Raw genomic sequence first — 26,932 nt, 5'->3', positions numbered from 1 at the left:
GCGCATTCGCTCACCACCACACCGTTAGACTCGGCCTTTGGCACCTTTGTGTCCCAAAAACCTGGACGCACCGTCCGGGAGTCGGTACGGGGACCATCAGCCCGGGGGCACCTCCCAGTGGTAGCTGGGGGACAATCGGAAGTACGGGAAGAGATGTCGGCACCGAATAAGTCGTACGACCCTGTCGAGGTCGAGGCGTTGAAACCGGAAGAGATCGAGCGCATGCGGGACGAGGCGCTCGCCGCCTTCGCCGCCGCGGACTCCCTCGACGCGCTCCAGGAGGCCAAGGTCGCCCACACCGGCGGCGCCTCCCCGCTGGCGCTGGCCAACCGTGAGATCGGCGCCCTGCCCCCGCAGGCCAAGGCCGAGGCCGGCAAGCGCGTCGGCCAGGCACGCGGCGCCGTGAACAAGGCGCTCGCCGGCCGTCAGGCCGAACTCGAGGCCGAGCGCGACGCGCGCGTCCTGGTCGAGGAGGCCGTGGACGTCACGCTGCCCCACGACCGCGTCCCGGCCGGCGCCCGCCATCCGCTCACCACGCTGTCGGAGCGCATCGAGGACGTCTTCGTGGCCATGGGCTACGAGGTCGCCGAGGGCCCCCAGGCCGAGGCCGAGTGGTTCAACTTCGACGCCCTCAACATCGGCCCGGACCACCCGGCCCGCGGCGAGGCCGACACCTTCTTCGTGCAGGGCCCCGAGGGCGGCACCGAGTCCGGTGTCGTCCTGCGCACCCACACCTCGCCCGTGCAGATCCGCTCCCTGCTGGAGCGCGAGCTGCCGGTCTACGTGATCTGCCCCGGCCGGGTGTACCGCACCGACGAGCTGGACGCCACACACACCCCCGTCTTCCACCAGGTCGAGCTGCTCGCCGTGGACGAGGGCCTGACCATGGCGGACCTCAAGGGCACCCTGGACCACATGGTCCAGTCGCTGTTCGGCGCGGAGATGAAGACCCGGCTGCGGCCGAACTTCTTCCCCTTCACCGAGCCGTCCGCCGAGATGGACATGCTCTGCTACGTCTGCAAGGGCGCGTCCGTCGGCAACCCCGACCGGCCCTGCCGCACCTGCTCGTCCGAGGGATGGATCGAGCTCGGCGGCTGCGGCATGGTCAACCCGCGGGTGCTCACCGCCTGCGGCGTCGACCCCGAGAAGTACAGCGGCTTCGCCTTCGGGTTCGGCATCGAGCGGATGCTGATGTTCCGCCACAACGTCGAGGACATGCGAGACATGGTCGAGGGTGACGTCCGGTTCACCCGGCCGTTCGGGATGGAGATCTGATGCGGATCCCGCTTTCTTGGCTGCGGGAGTACGTCGACCTGCCGGCGACGGAGACCGGCCGTGACGTACAGGCCAAGCTCATTTCGGCCGGGCTGGAGGTCGAGACCGTCGAGCACCTCGGCGCCGACCTCAAGGGCCCCCTCGTCGTCGGCCAGGTGCTGACCATCGAGGAGCTGGAGGGCTTCAAGAAGCCGATCCGCTTCTGCACGGTGAACGTGGGGCGGGCCAACGGCACCGGTGAGCCGCAGGAGATCGTCTGCGGCGCCCGCAACTTCGCCGTCGGCGACAAGGTCGTCGTGGTCCTCCCCGGCGCCACCCTGCCCGGCGGCTTCTCGATCAGCGCCCGCAAGACGTACGGCAAGACGTCCCACGGCATGATCTGCTCCGCCGACGAGCTGGGCATGGGCGACGACGGCACGCACGGCATCATCGTGCTGCCGCCGGAGACCGAGGTCGGCAAGGACGCCATCGAGCTCCTCGAACTCGTCGACGAGGTCCTGGACATCGCCGTCACCGCCAACCGCGGCGACTGCCTCTCCCTCCGCGGCGTCGCCCGCGAGACCGCCATCGCCTACGGCCTGCCGCTGCGCGACCCGGCCCTCCTCGACGTGCCCGGCCCGAACGCGTTCGGCTACCCGGTGAAGGTGTCCGACCCGGCCGGCTGCGACCGCTTCACCGCCCGTACGGTGACCGGCCTCAGCCCCGAGGCGCGCTCCCCGATCTGGCTGAAGCGCCGGCTGCAGAAGGTCGGCATGCGCCCGATCTCGCTCGCCGTCGACGTCACCAACTACGTGATGATGGAGCTCGGCCAGCCGCTGCACGCCTACGACCGCTCCCTGGTCCAGGGCACCATCGGCGTGCGCCGGGCCGCCGAGGGCGAGAAGATCGTCACCCTCGACGGCGTCGAGCGCACGCTGCACGCCGAGGACCTCGTCATCACCGACGACCGCGGCCCCATCGGCCTCGCGGGTGTCATGGGCGGCGCCGACACGGAGATCGCCGACCACGACGACCTCGAGAAGCCGACCGGTGACGTGGTGATCGAGGCCGCCCACTTCGACCAGGTGTCCATCGCGCGCACCGCCCGCCGCCACAAACTGTCCTCGGAGGCGTCCCGCCGCTTCGAGCGCGGCGTCGACCCGCAGGCCGCCGCCGCTGCCGCGCAGCGGACCGTCGACCTGCTGGTGCTGCTCGCGGGCGGCACCGCCGAGGCCGGCGTCACCGAGGTCATCGCCCCGACCGCGCCGCACACCATCACCGCGCCCGCCGACCACCCGGACAAGGTCGCGGGTGTGGCGTACGGCCGCGAGACCGTCGTACGCCGCCTCCAGGAGGTCGGCTGCGACGTGTACGGCCAGGACGAGCTGATCGTCACCGTGCCGTCCTGGCGGCCCGACCTCACCGACCCGAACGACCTGGCCGAAGAGGTCATCCGGCTGGAGGGCTACGAGAACCTGCCCTCCACGCTGCCCAAGCCGCCGGCCGGCCGCGGGCTCACCGCCCGTCAGCGTCTGCACCGCCGGATCGGCCGCGCCCTGGCCGGCGCCGGCTACGTCGAGGCGCTGAACTACCCGTTCGTCAGCGAGCAGGTCTTCGACCAGCTCGGCCTGGACGCCGACGACCCGGCCCGCCGTGTCGTGAAGCTGGTCAACCCGCTCAGCGACGAGGAGCCCGCGCTGCGCACCTCGCTGTTGCCGGGCCTGCTCGGCGCGCTGCGCCGCAACGACGGCCGGGGCTCGCACGACCTCGCCCTGTTCGAGACCGGCCTGGTCTTCCATCCGCGCGACGAGCGGCGGGCCGCCGCGAACCTGCCCGTGGACCGGCGCCCCAGCGTGGACGACATCGCCGCGCTGGACGCCGCGCTGCCGGAGCAGCCCCGGCACGTCGCCGTGGTGCTGGCCGGCGCCCGCGAGCAGGCCGGCTGGTGGGGCGGGGGCCGCTCCGGCGACTGGGCCGACGCGGTCGAGGCCGCCCGGACCGTCGCCCGTGAGGCCGGCGCCGAACTGGGCGTCCGCAAGGGCCAGTACGGCCCGTGGCACCCCGGCCGCTGCGCCGAGCTGACCGTCACGGCCGACGGCGAGGAGCGGATCATCGGCCACGCCGGCGAGCTGCACCCGCGGGTCCTGAAGACCCTGGGCCTGCCCGCGCGCGCCTGCGCGATGGAACTGGACCTGGACGCCCTGGAGCAGGTCGGCGACGACACCCCGCAGGCGCCGGGCATCTCCACCTTCCCGGTCGCCACGCAGGACGTCGCCCTGGTCGTCGACGCGTTCGTACCCGCCTCGGAGGTGGAGGCGGCGCTGCGCGAGGGCGCCGGCGAACTGCTGGAGTCCATCCGCCTGTTCGACGTGTACGAGAACGCCGACCAGCTCGGCGAGGGCCGCAAGTCCCTGGCCTACGCCCTCCGCTTCCGGGCCACGGACCGCACCCTGACGGTCGACGAGGCGTCGGCGGCCCGGGAGTCGGCGGTGACGCTGGCGGGAGACCGCACGGGGGCGGTACTGAGGGGCTGACCCTCAGCCGCTCCGGGAGTTCGAGGACGAGGACCGAAGGGCCGACATGAGGGTCTGGGGGCGCAGCCCCCGGGGACGGGAACGGGAAGGGGCGGCGGGGGCGAAAAACTCCGCCCCCGGAGGCCGCGGGGGGCGCGACATGCCGCCCGCGCCTCCCCCGCCCCCCTCAACCCGCCGGTCACCTCACTCGTTCGGGTGACTAACCACCCCGATACCCCCATTTCACGCCACCCACTGGACAGAATCAGACCGGCCTCGAGAGGCCGGTCTGCGCTGTCCGGGCCAAAATGGGGGGCCATCCGCATGATCCGCTTCAAGCCTGGGGCTCCCCACAGGGTGCCACCGAGGTTCCAGCCCACAAGGCTGCCCACCTACGCCGTACCCACAGCCCTGGGCGCCACCGCGGTGGCCTACCGCGCGACCTGCCCACTCGCCCACGACGACGCCCTCACCGCCCGCCTCATCAGCAGCGCCGTCATGTGCGCGCTCATCACCGGCCTGGTGATGCACGTACGCCACCGCCTCCTGCGCGACCTGCGCGAGGCCCGTCGGACAGCCGAGGCCGCACAGAGCGCGCTGCTGAGGCCGCCGCCCCCGAAAGTCGACGGCCTGGCCGCCGCCGCGGTCCACCTCTCCGCCGACCCCGGCGCCCGGATCGGCGGCGACCTGTACGAGGTGGTCGCCACCGAGCACGGCGTACGCGCCGTCATCGGCGACGTGCGCGGCCATGGCCTCGGGGCCGTACGGACCGCCGCCGCCGTCCTCGGCAGCTTCCGTGAGGCCGCCCACGACGAGGCGGACCTCGCCGGCGTGCTGCGCCGACTGGACCGGGCGATGGCCCGGCACCTGCGCGAACGCGCCCAGGACGGCCCGCCCGGCGAGGAGTTCGTCACCGTCCTGCTCCTGGAGATCCTCCCCGACGGCGTCGTACGGGCCCTGAACTGCGGCCACCCCTGGCCGTATCTGCTCACCGGCGCACGGGCCGAACCGCTCGCCCGCACCGAACCGCTCCCGCCGCTCGGCCTGTTCCCGCTGCCCGCGGACCTCCCCGCCGTCCTCTGCGGCCCGCTGCTGCCCGGCGACACGCTCGTCCTGCACACGGACGGAGCCGAGGAGGCGCGGGACGCCGAGGGCCGGTTCTTCCCGCTGCGCGACGTCCTCACCGCGGCCGCCCGCGAACGCCCCCTCACGCCCCGCTCCGTGCTGTGCGCGGTCCTGACGGCACTCCTGCAACACACCGCCGGCCCGCCGAACGACGACGTGGCGCTGCTGATCCTCAGGAACGAGCGGCACGTGGGCATCACCCCCGCGCACCCGCACGCGAAACCCCACCTCCAGTCCCCCGCGTGACCGGCCGCGCCACGCCGTCCGTCCCACCACGGAGTGTCGGGCAGGCAGCGGGGCGGACGGCGTGGAATCGGGCCGCCGCACTGTACGAGGGGGAGCCGGCGGCCCGGCCGGCCTCTTTCGAGGCAGTTCAGTCAACCGGCCGGACACGCTCAGCGACAGTGTGCGCACACTACGGATCGGGGCACTCCGTTCGCACCCCGTGTGAACGGCAGGCCATTACTCTGTCCGCCACCGAGCCAACGGGGGGCCTGGAATGCAGCCCAACACTTTCCTCGACGCGATCCTGGACGAGTCCGGGATCTCGCACGCGGGCCTGGCGGCCCACGTCAACCAGGCCGGTCGGGCCCGCGGACTGTCGCTCCGCTACGAACACACCGCCGTGGCGCGGTGGCTGAAGGGACAGCGGCCCCGCGGCCAGGTGCCCGACCTGATCTGCGAGGTGCTCGCCGCCCGGCTGCGGCGCCAGGTCACGCTCGACGACATCGGTCTCGGTGTGCCCGGCGGACCGGCCGACCCGCACGCCGGCTCGCTCTCCGGGTTCGTCGAGCGGGCCACCGCCCTGTGGCGCTCCGACCAGCAGCGCCGCCCGCACATACTCGGCGCCCCCGCCGTCACCGGCACGCCCGCCGTGATGCCCGTATGGGAGTGGGAGAACCCGCCCGAGGACGTGGACGTCTCCCGCGGCGGCCGGCACCGCGTCACCTCCGGCGACCTCGACATGCTGCGCACCGCCCGCACCCACTACGAGCAGCTGTACCGCAAGGCCGGCGGGGTCGCGACCCGCGCCCGGATCGTCGGCTTCCTCAACGCCGAGGCCGCCCCCCTGCTGCGCGGCAGCTACACCGACGCCACCGGCCGCCAGCTCCACCGCGCCACCGGCGGCCTGGTGGCGATCGCCGGCATCTGCGCGTACGACTCCGACGCGCACGGGCTCGCCCAGCGCTACTTCCACCAGGCGCTGCGGCTGGCGAAGGCCAGCGGCGACCGGGGACTGGGCGCCTATGTGATCGCGCTCCTCGTCAACCAGTCGCTGTTCATGCGGGAGTACCGGCAGGCCGTCGCCTTCGCGGAGGCCGCGCTGCGCGCCGCCGGCCCCCACATCACCCCGGCGCTCGCCTCCGACCTGTACGCGATGCAGGCCAAGGCGTACGCGCACCTCGGTGACGGCAGCGGCGCGCTGTCCCGCATCCGGCGGGCCGAGCAGGCCGCCGAGCGGATCCGGCCCGGCACCGAACCCGACGAGACCGGCTATGTCCAGCCGGGCCTGGTCAACGTCCAGGTGGCGGAGGCGCTGCTCAGCCTCGGCGAACTGGCGGCGGCCGGCGAGCACGCGGCGGCGGCCGTGGACACGCCCGCGCACGACCGGGGCCGTGTGCACCGGCTGGCCATGCTGAGCACCGTCGAACTGCGCCAGGGCAATGCCGACAGGGCGGTCGCCCTCGCCGTGCAGATGGCCGAACTGGCCCGGGGAATGGAGTCGCAGCGGGTGCGGGACCGGCTGCGCGCGGTGCGTGAGCACCTCGTCCGCAGCGGCGGCGCCGGCACCGCCGAGGCGGCCGAACTCATCGACGGGGCACTGCGCGTACCGCTCTAGAGGGCGTCCGACGCATGCCCGCGGCGTCGCGCGCTCCTGTGTCGCGCGCCCCCTGGCGACCGGCGCATCCCCCGGACCGCGTGCCCTGTCCGCGCCCCCGCCGCGCCCGTCGCTGCGCCGCGGGCGGCCTCCCGTGCGCCTGCCTGCGGGGCCACCGCTGCTGCGATATTGCGCCTTACCCGTCGGAAGGTGGCAGCACCGTGCAGTGGACGAAGCAGAGCGAAGAGACCGTGTACGCCAACCGCTGGTTCAGCGTCAACCTCGCCGATGTCGAGCTGCCGGACGGCCGGCACCTCGACCACTTCCTCGTACGGCTGCGGCCCGTCGCCGTGGCCACGGTGGTGAACGAGGCCAACGAGGTCCTCCTGCTGTGGCGCCACCGCTTCATCACCGACAGCTGGGGATGGGAGCTCGCCGCCGGCGTCGTCGAGGACGGCGAGGACATCGCCGTGGCCGCCGCGAGGGAACTGGAGGAGGAGACCGGCTGGCGCCCGGGACCGCTGCGCCATCTGATGAGCGTGGAGCCGTCCAACGGCCTCACCGACGCCCGGCACCACGTCTACTGGTCCGACGAGGGCGAGTACGTCGGCCACCCGGTGGACGACTTCGAGTCGGACCGCCGGGAGTGGGTGCCCCTGAAGGTGGTCCCCGATCTGGTCGCCGCCCAGGAGGTCCCGGCCGCGGGCATGGCCGCGGCGTTACTCCTGCTGCACCACCTCAGGCTCGGCCAGGACGGCAGTCCCTGAAACGCCGAAGGCCCGGCACCCCGCGGGGATGCTGTCGGGCAGCTTCCCGCGGGGTGCCGGGCCTTCACCGGAGCTCAGTAGGTGTAGAAGCCCGAGCCGCTCTTGCGGCCGAGGCGGCCCGCGTCGACCATGCGCTGGAGCAGCGGGGGAGCGGCGTACAGCGGCTCCTTGTACTCCTCGTACATCGAGTACGCCACCGAGGCCACCGTGTCCAGGCCGATCAGGTCGGACAGCTTCAGCGGGCCCATCGGGTGGGCGCAGCCCATCTCCATGCCGTTGTCGATGTCCTCACGGCTGGCGATGCCCGACTCGAACATCCGGATCGCGGAGAGCAGGTACGGGATCAGCAGCGCGTTCACCACGAAACCGGAGCGGTCCTGCGCGCGGATCGCGTGCTTGCCCAGCGTCTTCTCGGTGAACGCCTGGGCGCGGCTCAGCGTGCCCTCGGAGGTGGTGAGCGCGGGGATCAGCTCGACCAGCTTCTGCACCGGGGCCGGGTTGAAGAAGTGGATGCCGATGACATGGTCCGGCCGCGCGGTGGCGACCGCCAGCTTCACCAGCGGGATGGAGGAGGTGTTGGACGCCAGGATCGCGTCGGGCCGGGTCACGACCTGGTCGAGGACCTGGAAGATCTCGGTCTTGACCTGCTCGTTCTCGACCACGGCCTCGATCACCAGATCACGGTCGGCGAACTCGCCGAGGTCCGTGGTGAAGCTCAGCCGCGCCTGCGTGGCCTCCAGCTCCTCCGTCGAGATCTTGCCGCGCTCGGCCGCCTTCGACAGGGAGTTGAACAGCCGGGTGCGGCCGATCTCCAGGGCCTCGCCGGTGGTCTCGGCCACCTTGACGTCCAGTCCGGCCCGGGCGCACACTTCGGCGATCCCCGCACCCATCTGACCGCAGCCCACCACTCCGACGCGTTCGATGTCGGTCACATCGGTCCTTTCGCTCCTGCTTACGGCTGTGGCAGGTTCCGGTCCCGGGGCCTGCTCCGTTCGTGCACGTTACCCGGAAGTATCGATGATCGATCGCGGGGGTGGGGCATCCTGGCCGCAGGACCGGACCCGACCAGGTGTTTCGACGGTGTTGCAGGGGGATGCGATGGGGCGGGTGTCACGCAGGGCGTTCGCCACGGCGGCGCTGGCCGCGCTGGCGACGGTGCCGCGGGCGTCGGCCGCGCCCGGCCGGCGCGAGGTGCCGGCCGCCGCGACCGGCGAGATCGCGACCGGTGAGATGCGGGGCATGTGGGTGGCCACCGTCACCAACCGGGACTGGCCCTCCCGGCCGGGGCTGAGCGCCGCGCGGCAGCGCGCCGAACTGCTCGCCCACCTCGACACGGCCGTCCGGAACCGTCTCAACACGGTGGTCTTCCAGGTACGGCCCACCGCCGACGCGCTGTGGCCGTCGCCGTACGAACCCTGGTCGCGGTACCTCACCGGTACCCAGGGCGCGCATCCCGGCTGGGACCCGCTCGGCACGGCCGTCGAGGAGGCGCACGCGCGCGGGCTGGAGCTGCACGCCTGGTTCAACCCGTACCGCGTGGCCACGCACGCCGACCCCGCCCGGCTCACCGCCTCCCATCCCGCCCGCCGCAACCCCGGCTGGGTCGTGACGTACGGCGGCAAGCTCTACTACAACCCGGGCCTGCCCGAGGTCCGCGCGTTCGTGCGGGAGGCGATGCTCGACGCGGTGCGCCGCTACCCCGTCGACGCGGTCCACTTCGACGACTACTTCTACCCGTACCCGGTGGCCGGGCAGACCTTCGACGACGACCTCGCCTACGACGCCTTCGGCGGCGGCTTCGAGGACCGGGCGGCCTGGCGGCGGGACAACACCGACCGCCTGGTGCGCGAGACGGCCGACCACATCGAGCGGATCCGGCCCGGCACACGCTTCGGCATCAGCCCCTTCGGCGTGTGGCGCAACGCGGAGACGGACGAGCGGGGCTCGGACACACGCGCGGGCGTGCAGACGTACGACGATCTGCACGCCGACACCCGCCGGTGGGCGCGGGAGAACTGGATCGACTACATCTGCCCGCAGCTGTACTGGAACATCGGCTTCGCCGCCGCCGACTACGCGAAGCTGCTTCCCTGGTGGGCCGAGGTCGTCCGGGGCACCGGGACCCGGCTCTACGCGGGGGAGGCGCTCTACAAGGCGGGCGATCCGGCCCAGCCCGCGCCCTGGCGGGATCCGGCCGAGCTGTCCCGTCACCTCACGCTCGCCGGGACGTACCCGGAGGTGCGCGGGCATGTCTACTTCGCCGCCCGTGAGGTGGCGGCCGATCCGGCCGGGGCGATGGCGCGGGTGGTCGCCGACCACTACGGCCGGCCGGCGGAGCCCCCGCGCTGAGTCACCTCCGCCGAGCCGCCCGGTGCCGGATCTCGGTGTCGGGGCCGGGTGAGCACACGCCCTCGTGCCCGTCCTCGAAGCGGACGCGGAAGGGCGGGTTCCCCTCCTGGCCCATCACCTCGACGATCTCTCCGACCTTGTCCTGCTGGCCGACCACCCTGCCGTGCTGGACAAGCTGGTCACCCTCGGTTGCGCGCATCGGGGCCTCCTCTCAGCCGCGTGCCCGCTGGGTGACGGCGATGCAGACGAGCACGGCCGCTGCCGTCAGCGGGGCGGCCACCGTCAGCTGTTCGTTCAGCAGCAGCACCGACCACACCAGTGTGAGCAGCGGCTGCGCCAGCTGCAACTGGCTGGCCTTGGGTATGCCGATGGCCGCCATGCCCCGATACCACACGATCAGCCCGAGAAACTGCGAACCGGCCGCCACCCACAGCAGTCCGGCCACACTGTGCGCGGTCGGCTCCACCGGCTCCACGCTCAGCGCGACGGCGGCGACGGGCAGGGTGAGCGGCAGACACAGCAGCAGCGCCCAGCCGATCACCTGCCAGCCCGGCAGCACCCGGGCCAGCCTGCCGCCCTCGGTGTAGCCGGCCGCGCACACCAGGAGCGCGCCGAAGAGATACAGGTCGGCCGTGGTCAGCGCGCCGCCGCTCTGCTGCACGGTGAACGCCAGCACCGCCGCCGCGCCCGCCAGGGCGGCCACCCAGAAGGTGCGCGAGGGGCGGGAGCCGACCCGCAGGGCGGACAGCAGCGCCGTGGTCAGCGGGAGCAGGCCCACCACGACGGCCGCGTGCGCGGTGGTGGAGGTCCGCAGGGCGAGCGTGGTCAGCATCGGGAAGCCGAGGACCACTCCGGCGCCGACCACCGCGAGTCCGGGCCAGTGCTTCCGCTCCGGCGGCGGCACGCGGAGCGCGAGCAGACAGCCGCCGGCGATGAACGCCGCGAGCACACTGCGCACGGCCACCAGCGACCAGGGCCCGAAGCCCTCGAGACCCCAGGCGGTGGCCGGGAAGGTGAGGGAGAAGGCGATCACGCCGAGGGCGGCCTGGACGGTGCCGAATCCGCGCCGGTCGTGCGGGGCGGTGACTGCTATCGGTGCCGGGGCGGTAGCGCTACTCTGAGCTCTCATGCATGAGCGTAGCAGTGTCGGTGAGCTGACGGACAAGCTGCGAAGGGAGCTGGACCGCTACTCTCCCGGTGGAAAGCTCCCGTCCAGCCGGGCTTTGGTGGAGCGGTTCCGGGTCAGTCCGGTGACCGTGTCCCGCGCGCTGGCGCAGCTCGCCGCCGAGGGGCTGGTGGTCACCCGGCCCGGCGCCGGCGCCTTCCGCGCACAGCCGCGGGTGACGTCCGCGCCCGCCGGGGACACCTCCTGGCAGGAGGTCGCCCTCAGCGCCGACGGCGCCGCCGACCTCGTACCGCGCTCGGTGGACGCCTCCGGGGTGCTGGTCTCGCTGGCCGCCCCGCCGCCCGGGGTGATCGAGTTCAACGGCGGCTATCTGCACCCCTCCCTGCAGCCGGAACGGGCCATGGCGGCGGCACTGTCCCGCGCCGGGCGCCGGCCGGGAGCCTGGGGGCGGCCGCCCATGGAGGGGCTGCCCGAGCTGCGCGAGTGGTTCGCGCGCAGCATCGGCGGGCCCGTCACGGCGGCCGGTGTGCTGGTCACCGCGGGCGGACAGTCCGCCCTGACCACCGCCCTGCGCGCGCTCGCCCCGCCGGGCGCACCCGTCCTCGTCGAGTCGCCCACCTATCCGGGCATGCTCGCCATCGCCCGCGCGGCCGGACTGCGCCCGGTGCCCGTCCCGGTGGACGCGGACGGCGTACGGCCCGGACTGCTCGCCGACGCGTTCCGGGCGACCGGCGCCCGGGTCTTCGTCTGCCAGCCGCTGTTCCAGAACCCCACCGGGGCCGTGCTCGCCCCCGGGCGGCGCGGCGAGGTGCTCCGCATCGCCCGCGAGGCGGGCGCCTTCGTCGTCGAGGACGACTTCGTACGGCGGCTGGTGCACGAGGACGCGGGCCCGCTGCCGCGTCCGCTCGCCGCCGACGACCCCGACGGGGTGGTGGTGCACGTCTGCTCGCTGACCAAGGCGACCTCGCCCAGCTTCCGGGTGAGCGCGCTCGTCGGGCACGGGCCGGTCCTGGAACGGCTGCGGGCCATCCAGATCGTCGACACCTTCTTCGTGCCCCGGCCGTTGCAGGAGGCCACGCTGGAACTCGTCGGCTCGGCGGCCTGGCCGCGCCATCTGCGCGCGATCTCGGCCGCGCTGCGCACCCGCCGGGACGCGATGACCGCCGCGCTCCGCCTCCATCTGCCCGAACTCACCCTGCCGCACATCCCGTCCGGCGGCTACCACCTGTGGCCGCGGCTGCCCGACGGCACGGCGGAGTCCGCCCTGACCGCCGCGGCCCTGCGCGCGGGCGTCGCCGTCACCCCCGGCCGCCCCTACTTCAGCGCCGAACCCCCGGCCGCCCACCTCCGCCTGAGCTTCGCGGCGGTGGCGGGCGCCGAGGAGATCACGGAAGGCGTACGACGACTGCGCGCGGCCTGGAACGAGGCGCGGCGGGGATAAGTGTTCGACGCCGCCTCGCGTGAGCTGCGAGCATCCCGTCATGACCGACACCCCGCCCCTGCCCGACGGCTACGAGATCTCCACCGACCCCGCCCGGATCGACGCCGAGCGCGTGCACCGGTGGCTGGCCGGCGACGCCTACTGGGCCCTGGGCCGCACCCGTGAGAAGCACGACCGGGCGGTCGAGGGCTCGCTCAACTTCGGCGTCTACGACACGCTTTCGGGTGAGCAGGTGGCCTACGCCCGCATCATCACCGACCGGGCGACGTTCGCGTGGCTCTGCGATGTGTACGTGGACCCCTCCGTGCGCGGCAAGGGTCTGGGCACGGCGCTGGTGGCGGCCGTACGGGAGGAGCTGCGGCCGTACGGGCTGCGCCGGATCGCGCTGGCCACGCACGACGCGCACGAGGTCTACGCCAGGCTCGGGTTCCGGCCGCTGGAGCGGCCGGATCAGTGGATGGCGCTCGTCGACGAATGAGGGGGCGCCGGGGGCGCTCGCCCGCCTGGCCCTACCAGCCGGTAAGGCCGGATGTACCGTGAGTGACGTCTCGGTGACACCCCTTGACCCGGACCCGTGGGCGTCTCACGATCGCCGCATGGCACTTCGGGTCACGTTCGTCGCCGCCGCGGGGAGCTCCTCGGTGCTCGCGGAACGTTTCGAGGACGACCGGCCACTGGACCAGGCCGGCTGGAGCGCGGTGCAACGGGTCGCGCACGAACTGCTGCCCCTCGCCGCCGCCGATCTGCGCTACTGCTCGCCGGCCCCGCGCAGCCGCGCCACCGGGGAGTGCCTCGGCTACGCGCCGCTCGTGCAACTCGCCCTGCGCGACTGCGACATGGGCCGCTGGCGGGGGCTGACCCTGGGGGAGGCGATGGCCCGCGAGCCGGGTGCCGTGGACGCCTGGCTCGCCGACCCGCGCTCCGCCCCGCACGGCGGGGAGTCGCTGCTGGGGTTCATCGGCCGGGTCGGCGGCTGGCTCGACACCCGGCCGGCCGAGGACGACTGCCGGGTCGTCGCCGTGGCCGAGCCGTCCGTGATCCGCGCGGCCCTGGTGTATGTGCTCAAGGCGCCGCCGTCCGCGTTCTGGAGCATCGACGTCGGCCCGCTGTCGACGATCGGCGTCGCCGGCCTGGCGGGCCGCTGGAGCCTGCGCCTCGAAGGGGTGTCCGCTCAGCCCACGCGCGCGTAGGCGGTGGTGAGCTCCAGGTCCTTGGCGGGGCCGCGTACCCTCCACACCGTCCGCCAGTGGTCCGCGTCCCGCACGGTGAACTCGCCCCGGTAGAGATCCGCCGAGCAGGGGTGGTCGGCGATGTGGTGGCCCGTCGTGAGATCCAGGCCGTGGAAGGGCCGGCCGTCCGCGAACCGTACGTCCGCCGTGCCGCCCGGACCGGGCAGAAAGCGCAGGGTCCGCTCCGCGGGCCGGGTGACCCCCCGCCAGGTGAAGTCGCCGGACTCGCTCTGCAGCAGACCGCCGCCCTCCAGTGGGCCGAAAACGACCGTCCCCTCGAACCGGCCCTCCTCCCCGCCCGTCAGGTCCCGCACGGTCCGTTCAGCCCGCCAGCGGCCGTTCAGATAGTCCAGTACATCGGGCACCGGCCAGAACTCGCCCATCCCGCCTCGTTCCCGCATGGTCTCCGCCCTCGCGCGACCCATTGACGTGCTCCTGCCTCCTCCCTATCTTGCCGTTCGAAGTGCTGACCACTGATCGATATATCGAACACCTCCTAGAGTCACCCCAACTCCTAGAGAGAGCCGCTGAGTATCCATGTCACGCACAGCACGCCACCGCGCCCGGCTCGGACTCGGTACCGCCGCCACCGCGCTGCTGACCGCCGCCGCCCTCGTCCCGGTTCCCGCGCACGCCGAGGACGCCCCCGACTACACGATCACCGTCGACCCGGACGCCAGGGGCGCCGAGATCGGCGACAGAATGTACGGCGTCTTCTTCGAGGACATCAACCGCGCCGCCGACGGCGGTCTGTACGCCGAGCTCGTGCAGAACAGGTCCTTCGAGTACTCCACCGCCGACAACGGCTCCTACACGCCGCTGACCTCCTGGACGGTGGGCGGCACGGCCGAGGTGCTGAACGACTCCGGCCGACTCAACGAGCGCAACCGCAACTACCTCTCCCTGAACGCCGGTTCGTCGGTCACCAACTCCGGCTACAACACCGGCGTCCGGGTGGAGGAGGGTGAGCGCTACGACTTCTCCGTGTGGGCCCGCGCCGGGGGCGCGAGCACCCTCACCGTCACGCTGAAGGACGCCGCCGGTGACCTCGCCAGGGCCCGCAAGGTGGCCGTCCGGGGCGGCTGGGCCAAGTACACGGCCACGTTCACCGCGTCCCGCACCAGCAACCGCGGCCGCCTCGCCGTCGCCACCACGGACGCGGCGGCCCTCGACATGGTGTCGCTGTTCCCGCGCGACACCTACAAGCACCAGCCCAACGGCCTGCGCAAGGACCTCGCCGAGAAGATCGCCGCCCTGAACCCCGGATTCGTCCGCTTCCCCGGCGGCTGTCTGGTCAACACCGGCTCCATGGAGGACTACAGCGAGGCCTCCGGCTGGCAGCGCAAGCGCTCCTACCAGTGGAAGGACACCGTCGGCCCGGTCGAGGAGCGCGCCACCAACGCCAACTTCTGGGGCTACAACCAGAGTTACGGCCTCGGCTACTACGAGTACTTCCGCTTCGCCGAGGACGTCGGCGCGATGCCGCTGCCCGTCGTCCCCGCCCTGGTCACCGGCTGCGGCCAGAACAGGGCCACCGACGACGAGGCGCTGCTGAACCGGCACATCCAGGACACCCTCGACCTCATCGAGTTCGCCAACGGCCCCGCGAACTCCACCTGGGGCAAGGTCCGTGCCGAGATGGGCCACCCCAGGCCCTTCGGCCTCACCCATGTCGGCGTGGGCAACGAGGAGAACCTGCCGCGCGAGTTCTTCGCCCGCTTCCAGAAGTTCCGGAGCGCCATCGAGGCGGAGCACCCGGACATCACCGTCGTCTCCAACTCCGGCCCCGACGACTCCGGTACGACCTTCGACACCGCCTGGCAGCTCAACCGCGAGGCCGGCGTCGACCTGGTCGACGAGCACTACTACAACAGCCCGCAGTGGTTCCTGCAGAACAACGACCGCTACGACTCCTACGACAGGAACGGGCCCGACGTCTTCCTCGGCGAGTACGCCTCCCAGGGCAACGCCTGGAAGAACGGTCTCGCCGAAGCCGCGTTCATGACCGGCCTGGAGCGCAACGCCGACATCGTGAAGCTGGCCTCGTACGCGCCGCTGCTCGCCAACGAGGACTACGTCCAGTGGTCCCCGGACATGATCTGGTTCAACAACCGCGCTTCCTGGGGCTCGGCCAACTATGAGGTCCAGAAGCTGTTCATGACCAACACCGGCGACCGGGTGGTCCCCTCGCAGGCGACCACCACCCCCGACGTCAGCGGCCCGATCACCGGCGCCGTCGGCCTGTCGACCTGGGCGACCAGCGCGGCGTACGACGACGTGAAGGTGACCTCCGCCGACGGCGCGTCCCTGCTGACCGACGACTTCTCCGGTGACGCCGGACAGTGGACCCACAGCGGCGGCGGCAGCTGGAGCGTCCAGGACGGCCAGTACGTGCAGAGCGACGAGACCGCCGAGAACACCCTGGTCACAGCCGGCGACCCGGCCTGGCGCGACTACGACCTCCATGTGAAGGCCACCAAGAGGGCCGGCAAAGAGGGCTTCCTCGTCGCCTTCGGCGTCAAGGACACCGGCAACTACTACTGGTGGAACCTCGGCGGCTGGAACAACACCCAGTCCGCCGTCGAGCAGGCCGTGGACGGCGGCAAGTCGACGCTGATCTCCAGGGCCGGCTCGATCGAGACGGGCCGCGCCTACGACATCGACGTCAAGGTGCGCGGCCGCCAGGTCACCCTCTACCTCGACGGCCAGGAGTGGGGGAGCTTCACCGATGACAAGCCGGCCGAGCCGTTCCGCCAGGTGGTCACCGAGGACACCCGCACCGGTGAGCTGATCGTCAAGGTCGTCAACGCCCGGCCGGCCGAGGCCCGCACCGCGATAGACCTCGGCGGCGCCAGGGTCTCCCCGAAGGCCCGCGTGACCACGCTGGCCGCCGACGCGGACGCGGTCAACACGGAGACGGACGCCCCGGTCACCCCGGTGACGTCCACGTTCCGGGGCGTCGACGGCGCGTTCACGTACACGTTTCCGGCCAACTCGGTGACGTTCCTGCGGATCAAGCAGCGGTGACCCGGGACCCTCCGGGTTACGCTCTCATGCTCATGAGCGTCCTGAGGGTCTGGAAGAGGGTGCGGCGGTCCGACAGGTCCGTCGCACTCTTCGTCATGGCGGCGAACGCCCTGGTCGGCGGCATACTCCTGTGGCTGGCCATCGGTGGGATCGGCAACCCGGCGACCCGCGAGGAGGAGACTGCCGCGCAGGAACTGGCGCTGCGGATCTACGGCTGGTGGCTGGTCGGCGGAGCCGTGCTGTTCGTCGCGCTCGGCCTGCCCCGCACCCTGATCGGACACCTCGCCGCCCTGCTCCTCACCCCCGTCGTGATCTTCGTCGGCCTGACACTCCTGGCCTGACCCCCGCCACCGCAGCCGCGGAATCGTTTCGGGGACACATTGCATAAACGTGCATGGATACGTATAGTCATGCTCTCCAGGAGGAGGGTTTTCCATGGTGGTACGTGCGGCGGTGGCCGGAGCGAGCGGATATGCGGGCGGAGAGCTGCTGCGTCTGCTCCTGACGCACCCCGGGACCGAGATCGGCGCCCTGACCGGCAACTCCAACGCCGGACAGCGGCTGGGCGCGCTCCAGCCGCATCTGGCGCCCCTGGCCGACCGCGTACTGGAGCCGACCACGCCCGAGGCGCTCGCCGGGCACGACGTCGTGTTCCTCGCGCTGCCGCACGGCCAGTCCGCCGCCGTCGCCGAGCAGCTCGGCGAGGAGGTGCTCGTGATCGACATGGGTGCCGACTTCCGGCTGCGGGACGCCGCCGACTGGGAGGCGTTCTACGGCTCCCCGCACGCCGGCACCTGGCCCTACGGCCTGCCCGAACTGCCGGGTGCCCGCGCCGCGCTGGAGGGGTCCAAGCGCGTCGCGGTGCCCGGTTGCTACCCGACCGCCGTCTCCCTCGCCCTCTTCCCGGCCTACGCCGCGGGGCTGGCCGAGCCCGACGCGGTGATCGTCGCCGCCTCCGGCACCTCCGGCGCGGGCAAGTCCGCCAAGCCGCACCTCCTCGGCTCCGAGGTGATGGGCTCCATGTCGCCGTACGGCGTCGGCGGCGGGCACCGGCACACCCCCGAGATGATCCAGAACCTCAGCGCGGCGGCGGGGGAGCGGGTCACCGTCTCCTTCACGCCGACCCTCGCGCCGATGCCCCGCGGCATCCTCGCCACCTGCAACGCCAGGGCGAAGCCCGGCGTCACCGCCGAGTCCCTGCGCTCCGTCTACGACAAGGCCTTCGCCGACGAGCCCTTCGTCCGGCTGCTCCCCGAGGGCCAGTGGCCGGCGACCGCGTCCGTCCACGGTTCCAACGCCGTTCAGATCCAGGTCGCGTACGACGCCGCCACGCACCGGATCATCGTGATCAGCGCCATCGACAACCTGACCAAGGGCACCGCGGGCGGTGCCGTCCAGAGCATGAACCTCGCCCTGGGTCTCGACGAGACCACCGGGCTGACGACGATCGGAGTGGCGCCGTGAGCGACGCGCGGGCAGCCGCCGGGCCGCAGACGAGCACGACGCCCGCACCTCCGCGCCGCACGGGCGGAGAAGCGAACGAGGAGACACAGTGAGTGTGACGGCAGCACAGGGATTCACGGCGGCGGGCATCGCCGCCGGGATCAAGGAGAACGGCAACCCCGACCTGGCCCTCGTGGTCAACAACGGCCCCCGCCGCGCCGCCGCCGGCGTCTTCACCTCCAACCGCGTCAAAGCGGCACCCGTGCTCTGGTCCGAGCAGGTGCTGAAGAGCGGGCAGCTGTCCGCCGTCGTCCTCAACTCCGGCGGCGCCAACGCCTGTACGGGGCCCAAGGGCTTCCAGGACACCCACGCGACCGCGGAGAAGGCAGCCGAGGTGCTCGGCACGGGCGCGGGCGAGATCGCCGTGTGCTCCACCGGGCTCATCGGCGTCCTGCTCCCCATGGACAAGCTGCTCCCCGGCGTCGAGACCGCGGCGGGGCAGTTGTCCGAGCACGGCGGGGAGAAGGCCGCCATCGCCATCAAGACCACCGACACCGTGCACAAGACGTCCGTGGTGACCAAGGACGGCTGGACCGTCGGCGGCATGGCCAAGGGCGCCGGCATGCTCGCCCCCGGCCTCGCCACCATGCTCGTCGTCCTCACCACCGACGCCGACCTCGGCCCCGACGTCCTCGACAAGGCCCTGCGCGACGCCACCCGGGTCACCTTCGACCGCGTCGACTCCGACGGCTGCATGTCCACCAACGACACCGTGCTGCTGCTCGCCTCCGGCGCCTCCGAAGTCGCCCCGGAGTACGAGGACTTCGCCGACGCCGTACGGGCCGTCTGCGACGACCTCGGCCAGCAGCTCATCCGCGACGCCGAGGGCGCCAGCAAGGACATCAAGGTCGAGGTCGTGGGCGCCGCGACCGAGGACGACGCCGTCGAGGTGGGCCGCTCCATCGCCCGCAACAACCTCCTCAAGTGCGCCCTGCACGGCGAGGACCCCAACTGGGGCCGCGTCCTCTCCGCCATCGGCACCACCCGGGCCGCCTTCGAGCCCGACGAGCTCAACGTCGCCATCAACGGCGTCTGGGTGTGCCGCAACGGCGGAGTCGGCGAGGACCGCGACCGGGTCGACATGCGCTACCGAGAGATCCACATCGTCGCGGACCTCGCCGCCGGCGACGCCACCGCCACCATCTGGACCAACGACCTCACCGCCGACTACGTCCACGAGAACAGCGCGTACTCCTCATGAGCAACGGACCCACGCGGAAGCACACCGCGCTGCCCAAGGCGCAGATCCTCGTCGAGGCACTGCCCTGGCTGACGCGACACCACGGCAAGACCGTGGTCATCAAGTTCGGCGGCAACGCCATGATCGACGAGGACCTGAAGGCCGCCTTCGCGCAGGACGTCGTCTTCCTGCGGCACGCCGGCCTCAAGCCCGTCGTCGTGCACGGCGGCGGCCCGCAGATCAGCGCGGCCCTCGACCGGCACGGCATCGTCAGCGAGTTCAAGGCCGGCCTGCGCGTCACCACCGAGGACGCCATGGACGTCGTTCGCATGGTGCTCGCCGGACAGGTGCAGCGGGAGCTGGTCGGGCTGCTCAACCGGCACGGACCGCTCGCCGTCGGCCTCACCGGCGAGGACGCGCACACCCTCACCGCCACCAAGCACCGGCCCACGATCGACGGAGAACCGGTCGACATCGGGCGGGTGGGCGAGATCACCGCGATCGACACGGGCGCGATCGAGGCACTGCTCGCCGACGGCCGCATCCCCGTCGTCTCCTCGATCGCCCGCAGCCAGGACGACCACCATGTCTACAACGTCAATGCTGATACGGCGGCTGCGGCACTCGCTGCTGCACTGGGCGCCGAAACCCTCATGGTCCTCACGGACGTCGAGGGACTCTACGAGGACTGGCCGGACTCCGACGAGGTGATCAGCCGTCTCACCGCCTCCCAGCTCGAGAAACTCCTGCCTGAGCTGTCCTCGGGCATGGTGCCGAAGATGGAGGGCTGTCTGCACGCCGTGCGGGGCGGCGTCACCACCGCCCGCGTCATCGACGGCCGGGTCCAGCACTCGATCCTGCTGGAGATCTTCACCGACGAGGGTATCGGCACGATGGTCGTGCCCGACCCGACGACCGACGCACAGGGGGAGTCGTGAGCAACGAAGAGCTGACCCGGCGCTGGCAGGGCGCCCTCATGGACAACTACGGCACCCCGCGGCTGCCGCTGGTACGCGGCGAGGGCGCGCGGGTCTGGGACGCCGACGGCAGGGAGTACGCCGACTTCGTGGGCGGTATCGCCGTCAACGCGCTCGGCCACGCCCACCCGGCCGTCGTCGAGGCCGTGAGCCGGCAGATCGCCTCCCTCGGCCACATCTCCAACCTGTTCGTCGCCGAACCGCCCGTCGCGCTCGCCGAACGGCTCGTCCAGCTCTTCGGCCGCGACGGCAGGGTCTTCTTCTGCAACTCGGGCGCCGAGGCCAACGAGGCCGCCTTCAAGATCGGCCGGCTGACCGGGCGGGGCCACATGGTCGCCACCGACGGCGGCTTCCACGGCCGCACCATGGGCGCCCTCGCCCTCACCGGCCAGCCCGCCAAGCGGGCACCCTTCGAGCCGCTGCCCGGGGACGTCACCCACGTCCCCTATGGCGACGCCCAGGCGCTCGCCGCCGCGGTCACCGAGGACACCGCGCTCGTCGTCATCGAGCCGATCCAGGGCGAGAACGGGGTCGTCGTGCCCCCGCCCGGCTATCTCAAGGCGGCCCGCGCGATCACCGCGGCCACGGGTGCGCTGCTGGTGCTGGACGAGGTGCAGACCGGGGTCGGCCGGACCGGGACCTGGTTCGAGTACCAGGCCCACGAGGGCGTCCTGCCGGACGTCGTCACCCTGGCCAAGGGGCTCGGCGGCGGGCTGCCGCTCGGCGCCACCGTCGCCTTCGGCCGCGCCGCCGATCTGCTCAAGCCCGGCCAGCACGGTACGACCTTCGGCGGCAACCCCGTCGCCTGCGCCGCCGGTCTCGCCGTCCTCGACACGATCGCCGGGGAGGGGCTCCTCGAGAACGTCAAGCGGCAGGGCGAGCGGCTCCGCGACGGGATCGAGGCGCTCGGCCACGCCTTGATCGACCATGTCAGGGGTGCGGGACTGCTCCTGGGTATCGTGCTCACCGAGCCGCTCGCGCCCCAGGCGCAGCAGGCGGCCCAGGACGCCGGCTTCCTCGTGAACGCGCCCGCCCCCGATGTCATACGGCTCATGCCGCCGCTGACCCTCGGGGACGACGCGGTGGACGCCTTCCTCGGGGCGCTGCCCGGCATCCTGGACCAGGCCGGTACGGCGGGCGGGGAAGGACGATCCGGAGAATGAGACGACGATGAGCCAGGAGCAGGACCAGGGACAGCAGGCGGGGCCTGCCGTGCCGCAGACGCGTACCGCGCGCCACCGCCGGATCGTGGACATCCTCAACCGGCAGCCGGTGCGGTCGCAGAGCCAGCTGGCGAAGCTGCTCGCGGACGACGGGCTGAGCGTCACCCAGGCGACGCTCTCCCGCGACCTGGACGAGCTGAACGCGGTGAAGATCCGCAACCACGAGGGCGACCTGATCTACGCGGTGCCCAGTGAGGGCGGGTTCCGTACGCCGCGGGCGCCGCTGGGGGAGTCCGCGAAGGAGGAGCGGATGCGGCGGCTGTCGCAGGAACTGCTGATCTCCGCGGAGGCTTCCGCGAATCTCGTGGTTCTGCGCACCCCGCCCGGCGCCGCGCAGTTCCTCGCCTCGGCCATCGACCAGGCGGAACTCCACGACATCCTCGGCACGATCGCCGGCGACGACACGCTGATGCTGATCAGCCGGGAGCCGGCGGGAGGACAGGCCCTGGCGGACCACTTGCTGCGGCTGGCGCAGAACGGCCACTGAGCGCTCCGCGGGGGTCTCCCGGGTACGCCCCCTGCGGCGGCGTCGTGGCCGGTCGCGCGGTTCCCCGCGCCCCTGGGGAGTCGTACCGCCGTCGGTTTCGAAGTCGCCGCGGTTGCGGGCGGTCGTGCCGGTGCGGCGGCGTCGTGGCCGGTCGCGCGGTTCCCCGCGCCCCTGGGGAACTGCGGGCAGTCGTGCCGCTGGGGCGGCACGGGTGGGCGCGGCGGCACCTTGCCAACGCGGGGGAGTGACACGCCGGTACCCCGGCTGACGGCGTGAGCGCCGCTCAGCCGAGCCGGCCCGCCAAACCTCCCGTGCAGCGGACCTCGTCGCCCGCCGTGATCAGCAGGGCCTCCACCCCCGGCAGGGATTCCAGCCACGCCAACCCCTCCCGCGCACCCATCGCGAACGCCGCCGTGGCCCAGCAGTCCGCCCACGTCAGCCGTGCCGCGACCACCGTCACCGCGACCAGATCGGTCACGGCCGACCGCCCCGTCCGCGGATCGACGATGTGATCCCCCCGCTCCGCCGTCCCGGACGTGGCCACCGCCAGCTCCGAGGCCCCCGCCGCCGAGACGACCGCCGCCAGCCCTCCGGGCCGCAACGGATCCGACACCCCCACCCGCCAGGGCCGCCCCGCACCGGGCACCCCCAGCAACTGCACGTCCCCGCCCCCGTTGACGCTCACCCCGGTGGCCCCCGCCGCGGCGAGCCGCCGCGCGGCCCGCTCCACGGCCCACCCCTTGACGATCCCCGTGGGATCCAGCGACCCCCGGTAGCGCGGACTGAACCAGCCCTCACTCACCCGCTCCGCCTCCGCCGCCAGCTCCAGCACCTCGGCGACCTCGGCAGCACACTCCCCGACGTCCAGCTCCCCGCGCGCCAGCCGCGAGATCTGGCTGTCGTCGCGGTACGTGCTGAACACCTCGTCCACCCGGTGCAGCCCCGCGACCGCCTCCTCCAGCGCCGCGCGCACCACAGCGGGTTCCCCGCCGCGGACGTCGATGGAGAAGACGGTCCCCATCGTCTCCTCCACGTGACGCACCGCGGCGGGAGCCTCGGCCGGCTCGGCCACCGTCTCAGCCACCGGCCTTGTCCAGCGCCGACTGCAGCGACTGCCGGTATCCCGCGCTGGTGTACGTGGCCCCCGACACGGCGTCGATCTCCGCGTCCCCGGCCGCCACGGCGGCCTGGTTGAGCTTCGGCACCGCGTTCGCGGTCACCTGGTCGCTCTGCCCGCCCTTGGGCGTCTGCACCGCCTCCGCCTTGGTGATCTTCCCGCCGCTGACGGTGACGCGTACCTGGACCGGTCCGTACTGGGTCTGCGCGACGTCCCCGGTGACGGTCCGCGCCTGAGCGCTCCCACCGCCGGCATCCTCGCCGGAGCCCTGCCCGGACCCGGCCGCCGCCCGCGCCTTGTCCAGCGCCGACTGCAGCGACTTCTTGTACCCGCCGCTCGTGTACGTCGCCCCCGACACCACGTCGATGTCCGCGCTCTGCGCCGCCACGGCCGCCTGGTTCAGCCGGGGCACGGAGCTGGACGTGACCTGGTCGCTCTGCCCGCCCTTGGGCGCCTGTACCGCCTCCGCCCTGGTGATCTTCCCACCGCTCACCGTCAGCCGGACCTGCACCGCCCCGTACTGGGTCTGCGCGGCGTCACCGGTGACGGTGCCGTTCCCGATCGGCTGGGCGGCGCCGCCCTGCGGGGACTGGGCCGCCACGGGCGGGGCCGCCCCGCCGGCCGCAGCGGCCGAACCGGGGTCGGACGCCGGCTTCAGCGACAGCAGCAGCACGATGCCGGACACGGTGGCGGCGGTCGCGAGCACGGCCCGCCGGACGGGGTGACTCTTCCTCATCGTTTCTCAGGCTCCTGATGGGTGTGGACGACCCGGCTGGATCGCGTGGCTGATCCGGCGCTCACATCTCGAACGACTCGTGGTGGATACGGCGCGCGGGGACCCCGGCGCCGCGCAGCGCCTCGTACACCGACTGCGCGAACCCGGGCGGACCGCACATGAACACGTCGTGACGGTCGACGTCCGGGATCTTCCGCTGCAGGCTCTCCGCCGAGATGTCCGGGCGCTCGCCGTCGGGGCTGTTCACCGCGTACATCAGCCGGGCCCCGCGCTCGTCGGCGATCTTCGCCAGCTCGCCCCACAGCGCCAGGTCCTGTGTGCTGTTCGCCCGGTAGAGCAGGGTGATGTCGCCGGAGGCGCCGGGCAGCGTCTCGAACAGCGCACGCATCGGGGTGATGCCCACCCCGCCCGCGACCAGCAGCACCTTGCCCCGGCTGCGCCGCTGCGCGGTCAGCGCGCCGTACGGGCCCTCCGCCCACACCTTCGTGCCGGGCGTCAGTTCGCGCAGCCGGGAGGTGTGGTCGCCGATCGCCTTGACCGTGATCCGCAGCATGTCGGGACGGGGCGCCGCCGACAGCGAGTACGGGTGGGAGCTGAACCGCATGCCCGGCGCCTTGAACCGCCAGCGGAAGAACTGTCCGGCCTCCGCGCCCATCCGGTGCAGCTTGCGCCCGCCGATCAGGACGGACACGATGCCCGGCGTCTCCTCGATGACCGCCTCGACCCGCATCCGGTGCCGCATGTTCAGCCGTACCGGGGTGATGATCCGGTACCACAGCACCAGCGCGGTCACCACGCCGTAGAGCCCGTACCAGAAGGTCTTCGCCGCCGGCTGGACGGCGAACTCGTTGCCGGTGGTGATCTGGTGCCAGAACGTCAGGAAGACCGCCGCGTACGTCAGCAGGTGCACGTGGTACCAGCCGTCGTACGGCAGCCGGCGCCGGATCGGGCCGATGGAGATGAACGCGATCACGAACAGCAGACCGGTGCCGATCGCGGCCTTGCCCATGTCCGGCAGCGTGTTGATGGACGTGATCGTCTGCTGCACGATGTCGCCGAGGCTTTTGCCCGCCTGACGGGCGTAGCCCCACATGATCAGGAAGACGTGCGCGATGACCAGGCTGACGGTGTAGCGGCCGCTCATCGCGTGCCAGCGGGCGACCCGGTCGGAGCCCACCCGGCGTTCCAGCGCGGGCACGCGTGCCATCTGGAGCACCACCAGGGCCATCAGATAGCCCGCCAGCAGGCCGGTGATCCGGCCCGCGGCGATGATCTTCCCGGTGGTGTCGGCGATGGACGGTGTGTTGGTCCACCACAACCACAGCACGGCCACCGCGCCCGCGGCCACCGCGAGCAACAGGGGCACGGCGGGGGAGCGGCGCGGACGGATGCGGCGCATCGTCTGGCGGCGGGCGGCACGGCCGCCGGCGAGCGTGGTGGTCACGGTTCCTCCGTGGGGAATTGACCCTTGGCCCACACATACGTGCCATCACGCTGGAGTGTTCAGAGGAAAATCCGGTTTCAGTACCGGGTGATCGCCGTGCGTCCGCCTTCGGTGCCGATCGCGAGGTGCGGACCCCGCGCGGGATCGGCCCAGCGCAGGATCTCGCGCATGGCCGCCTCCGGCACGGACACGCATCCCGCGGTCGCCCCGCGCCCGTTGACGTGCAGGAAGATCCCGGCGCCCCGGCCGCGGACCGGGCGCCGGTAGTTGAAATCGACGACGAGGGCATGGGCGTACTGCGCGCGGTAGCCGATCAGATGCTCGGCCCGGGCGGCCCGGCAGTCGGCCGCGCGGGGCTCGGTCCAGCGGTTGTAGGAGCGCGAGTCGTTGTCCTGGCACCACCAGGAGTTCTGCCGCACCGGACGGTACGTGTACGCCGTCCCGCGCGGTGCGGCGTCGATGCCGAAGGCGTACGGCATCCCGTACAGCCCGGTCGGAGTGGTGTTCGTGCCCTGCCGCCGGGCCGCGCCCTCGGTGAGGCCGTTCGCCCCGAAGCGGGCCGGGGCGGAGCCCGCCGCGACCCAGCGGCCGCCCTCGCGGTCCCACCAGGTGACGGTCCCGGTCGTCGAGCCGGTGGCCGGAGCCACCGCGGTGATCAGCTGGGTGCCGCCCCCGGTGTCCGCCATCCGGTCCGGCAGCGGCGCGGACGGCCGTCCGGCGCCGAGCAGGAGCAGGGACAGACAGACGAGTACGGCGGTGGGGGCGGCACCTGGACGCATGGCTCAGACGGTAGAGGGGGGCAGCGGCAACGGCAGCCCGGGAAGACCGTCCATGCTGGTCGCGATGTACTCCTTCTTGGTGAAGTACGCGTCGAGCGAGGCGTCGTCCTCCCGCGCGAACCGCCTGGCGTGCAGGTCCCGTTCGCTCTCGTACGCCATGAAGGGCACCGCGTAGCCGCAGGTGTCCCGGATCAGTTCGGCCGTCACGACGACGACGGCGCGCAGCCCGTGGGCCGAGGGGTCGATGTCGGGGAAACGGGCGAGCAGGCCCGCGAAGCGGGGGTCGTCACGGAAGACGGGCTCGCCCCGGCCGTGCACTCGCACGATGTTGGGCGGCCCCTGGAACGCGCACCACATCAGGGTGATCCGGCCGTTCTCCCGCAGGTGCGCGATGGTCTCGGCGTTGGATCCGGCGAAGTCGAGATAGGCCACGGTGAGCTCGTCCAGGATCGCGAAGGACCCCTTGAGCCCCTTGGGCGAGAGATTGACCGTGCCGTCGGCGGACAGGGGGGCGGTGGCGGTGAAGAAGACCGGCTGTTCCTCGATGAAGGCGCGGAGGCGGCCGTCGATGCGCTCATACGTCTTTCCCATGGTCACCGATTATGGGACACGGTCTTTCGTTTGTCTAAACAATTGACGGCGGGTCCTCCGCCCGCCGTGGCCGCCCCGGCCGGCGTTTGTGCGGGGCGGCCACAGCGCCTGTCACCTCACTTGGTGAGCGTGCAGGCGGCCAGGGAGTCCAGTCCCGCGGGGCGTTCGGCGGTGCGGCCGATGGCGGTGGCGATGCGGTTGACGACGGCGACGCGCTTGTCCTCGAGGGGGCCGAGGATGGCGTT

Annotated in this window: 25 protein-coding genes; 16 read left to right on the top strand and 9 right to left on the bottom strand. The window is 72.5% G+C overall.

Annotated elements, in window-relative coordinates; translation table 11 throughout:
• Positions 1-153 precede the first annotated feature (153 nt).
• The 5 genes from pheS (at position 154) to IF28_RS0126965 (ending at position 7,478) form a co-directional block, all read left to right on the top strand.
• Positions 154-1,275 carry a phenylalanine--tRNA ligase subunit alpha gene (gene pheS / locus IF28_RS0126985; RefSeq protein ID WP_030225241.1) on the top strand — a complete coding sequence of 374 codons (1,122 nt, stop codon included), beginning with the start codon at positions 154-156 and terminating at the stop codon, positions 1,273-1,275.
• Positions 1,275-3,788 (top strand): phenylalanine--tRNA ligase subunit beta, encoded by a 2,514-nt coding sequence (pheT, locus tag IF28_RS0126980; RefSeq protein ID WP_030225239.1) that lies wholly within the window; start codon positions 1,275-1,277, stop codon positions 3,786-3,788. The genes pheS and pheT overlap by 1 nt, the downstream gene beginning before the upstream one ends.
• A gap of 303 nt (positions 3,789-4,091) precedes the next feature.
• Positions 4,092-5,138, top strand: coding sequence for a PP2C family protein-serine/threonine phosphatase (locus IF28_RS0126975; RefSeq protein WP_030225237.1), 1,047 nt, complete (start codon positions 4,092-4,094; stop codon positions 5,136-5,138).
• A 253-nt stretch (positions 5,139-5,391) separates the two neighbouring features.
• Positions 5,392-6,732, top strand: a complete 1,341-nt coding sequence (locus tag IF28_RS0126970) for a hypothetical protein (protein WP_030225235.1) — start codon at positions 5,392-5,394, stop codon at positions 6,730-6,732.
• A 200-nt stretch (positions 6,733-6,932) separates the two neighbouring features.
• Positions 6,933-7,478, top strand: coding sequence for an NUDIX hydrolase (locus IF28_RS0126965; protein ID WP_030225234.1), 546 nt, complete (start codon positions 6,933-6,935; stop codon positions 7,476-7,478).
• 74 nt (positions 7,479-7,552) lie between these two features.
• On the opposite strand, the gene IF28_RS0126960 is transcribed toward IF28_RS0126965, so the two are convergent.
• On the bottom strand, positions 7,553-8,410 hold the full coding sequence (locus tag IF28_RS0126960; protein ID WP_030225233.1) for a 3-hydroxybutyryl-CoA dehydrogenase: 858 nt from the start codon (positions 8,408-8,410) through the stop codon (positions 7,553-7,555).
• 166 nt (positions 8,411-8,576) lie between these two features.
• Here IF28_RS0126960 and IF28_RS0126955 point away from each other — a divergent pair, with 166 nt between their 5' ends.
• The gene (locus IF28_RS0126955) at positions 8,577-9,827 is read left to right on the top strand and encodes a glycoside hydrolase family 10 protein (protein ID WP_030225232.1); all 1,251 of its coding nucleotides are present in this window, start codon (positions 8,577-8,579) and stop codon (positions 9,825-9,827) included.
• A gap of 1 nt (position 9,828) precedes the next feature.
• Here IF28_RS0126955 and IF28_RS0126950 read toward each other — a convergent pair whose 3' ends face one another.
• Positions 9,829-10,026 (bottom strand): DUF1918 domain-containing protein, encoded by a 198-nt coding sequence (locus IF28_RS0126950; protein WP_030225230.1) that lies wholly within the window; start codon positions 10,024-10,026, stop codon positions 9,829-9,831.
• Between the two features lie 12 nt (positions 10,027-10,038).
• The gene (locus IF28_RS0126945; RefSeq protein WP_030225228.1) at positions 10,039-10,956 is read right to left on the bottom strand and encodes a DMT family transporter; all 918 of its coding nucleotides are present in this window, start codon (positions 10,954-10,956) and stop codon (positions 10,039-10,041) included.
• On the opposite strand from IF28_RS0126945, the gene IF28_RS0126940 reads away from it, so the two are divergent.
• The 3 genes from IF28_RS0126940 (at position 10,955) to IF28_RS0126930 (ending at position 13,584) form a co-directional block, all read left to right on the top strand.
• A complete protein-coding gene (locus IF28_RS0126940; protein WP_037894109.1) occupies positions 10,955-12,394 on the top strand; it encodes a PLP-dependent aminotransferase family protein in 1,440 nt (479 codons plus the stop codon). The genes IF28_RS0126945 and IF28_RS0126940 overlap by 2 nt on opposite strands.
• Positions 12,395-12,434: 40 nt before the next feature.
• Positions 12,435-12,872, top strand: a complete 438-nt coding sequence (locus IF28_RS0126935; RefSeq protein WP_030225224.1) for a GNAT family N-acetyltransferase — start codon at positions 12,435-12,437, stop codon at positions 12,870-12,872.
• Positions 12,873-12,990: 118 nt separating this feature from the next.
• Positions 12,991-13,584, top strand: a complete 594-nt coding sequence (locus IF28_RS0126930; RefSeq protein WP_030225221.1) for a histidine phosphatase family protein — start codon at positions 12,991-12,993, stop codon at positions 13,582-13,584.
• Here IF28_RS0126930 and IF28_RS0126925 read toward each other — a convergent pair.
• Positions 13,566-14,006 (bottom strand): DUF6314 family protein, encoded by a 441-nt coding sequence (locus IF28_RS0126925; RefSeq protein WP_030225219.1) that lies wholly within the window; start codon positions 14,004-14,006, stop codon positions 13,566-13,568. The two genes, IF28_RS0126930 and IF28_RS0126925, sit on opposite strands and share 19 nt — an antisense overlap.
• Before the next feature lie 154 nt (positions 14,007-14,160).
• Here IF28_RS0126925 and IF28_RS0126920 point away from each other — a divergent pair, with 154 nt between their 5' ends.
• The 7 genes from IF28_RS0126920 (at position 14,161) to IF28_RS0126890 (ending at position 22,020) form a co-directional block, all read left to right on the top strand.
• Positions 14,161-16,650, top strand: a complete 2,490-nt coding sequence (locus tag IF28_RS0126920) for an alpha-L-arabinofuranosidase C-terminal domain-containing protein (RefSeq protein WP_030225217.1) — start codon at positions 14,161-14,163, stop codon at positions 16,648-16,650.
• Positions 16,651-16,682: 32 nt separating this feature from the next.
• Positions 16,683-16,991 carry a hypothetical protein gene (locus IF28_RS0126915; protein WP_234325351.1) on the top strand — a complete coding sequence of 103 codons (309 nt, stop codon included), beginning with the start codon at positions 16,683-16,685 and terminating at the stop codon, positions 16,989-16,991.
• 94 nt (positions 16,992-17,085) lie between these two features.
• Positions 17,086-18,114 carry an N-acetyl-gamma-glutamyl-phosphate reductase gene (argC, locus tag IF28_RS0126910; protein WP_030225213.1) on the top strand — a complete coding sequence of 343 codons (1,029 nt, stop codon included), beginning with the start codon at positions 17,086-17,088 and terminating at the stop codon, positions 18,112-18,114.
• A gap of 88 nt (positions 18,115-18,202) precedes the next feature.
• Positions 18,203-19,354, top strand: a complete 1,152-nt coding sequence (argJ, locus tag IF28_RS0126905; protein WP_030225211.1) for a bifunctional glutamate N-acetyltransferase/amino-acid acetyltransferase ArgJ — start codon at positions 18,203-18,205, stop codon at positions 19,352-19,354.
• Positions 19,351-20,271 carry an acetylglutamate kinase gene (argB, locus tag IF28_RS0126900; protein WP_030225209.1) on the top strand — a complete coding sequence of 307 codons (921 nt, stop codon included), beginning with the start codon at positions 19,351-19,353 and terminating at the stop codon, positions 20,269-20,271. The genes argJ and argB overlap by 4 nt, the downstream gene beginning before the upstream one ends.
• Entirely contained in the window at positions 20,268-21,473 is a 1,206-nt protein-coding gene (locus tag IF28_RS0126895; RefSeq protein ID WP_030225207.1) for an acetylornithine transaminase, read from the top strand. The genes argB and IF28_RS0126895 overlap by 4 nt, the downstream gene beginning before the upstream one ends.
• A 7-nt stretch (positions 21,474-21,480) precedes the next feature.
• Complete coding sequence (locus IF28_RS0126890) at positions 21,481-22,020, top strand: arginine repressor (protein WP_030225205.1); 540 nt, start codon at positions 21,481-21,483, stop codon at positions 22,018-22,020.
• A gap of 283 nt (positions 22,021-22,303) precedes the next feature.
• On the opposite strand, the gene IF28_RS0126885 is transcribed toward IF28_RS0126890, so the two are convergent.
• The 5 genes from IF28_RS0126885 to IF28_RS0126865 all read right to left on the bottom strand — a co-directional run bounded on the left by IF28_RS0126885 (position 22,304) and on the right by IF28_RS0126865 (position 26,687).
• Complete coding sequence (locus tag IF28_RS0126885; RefSeq protein WP_037894127.1) at positions 22,304-23,041, bottom strand: FAD:protein FMN transferase; 738 nt, start codon at positions 23,039-23,041, stop codon at positions 22,304-22,306.
• Positions 23,042-23,096: 55 nt separating this feature from the next.
• Positions 23,097-23,873 (bottom strand): FMN-binding protein, encoded by a 777-nt coding sequence (locus tag IF28_RS0126880; protein WP_030225200.1) that lies wholly within the window; start codon positions 23,871-23,873, stop codon positions 23,097-23,099.
• A gap of 61 nt (positions 23,874-23,934) precedes the next feature.
• Complete coding sequence (locus IF28_RS0126875) at positions 23,935-25,317, bottom strand: ferric reductase-like transmembrane domain-containing protein (protein WP_030225197.1); 1,383 nt, start codon at positions 25,315-25,317, stop codon at positions 23,935-23,937.
• Positions 25,318-25,394: 77 nt separating this feature from the next.
• Positions 25,395-26,096, bottom strand: a complete 702-nt coding sequence (locus tag IF28_RS0126870; protein ID WP_030225195.1) for a L,D-transpeptidase family protein — start codon at positions 26,094-26,096, stop codon at positions 25,395-25,397.
• 3 nt (positions 26,097-26,099) lie between these two features.
• Positions 26,100-26,687, bottom strand: coding sequence for a pyridoxamine 5'-phosphate oxidase family protein (locus tag IF28_RS0126865; RefSeq protein ID WP_030225193.1), 588 nt, complete (start codon positions 26,685-26,687; stop codon positions 26,100-26,102).
• Between the last annotated feature and the right edge of the window lie 245 nt (positions 26,688-26,932).

This window comes from Streptomyces sp. NRRL WC-3626 (genome assembly GCF_000718785.1).
GTDB lineage: Bacteria > Actinomycetota > Actinomycetes > Streptomycetales > Streptomycetaceae > Streptomyces > Streptomyces edwardsiae.
This window is presented reverse-complemented; position numbering and strand designations above follow the sequence as displayed.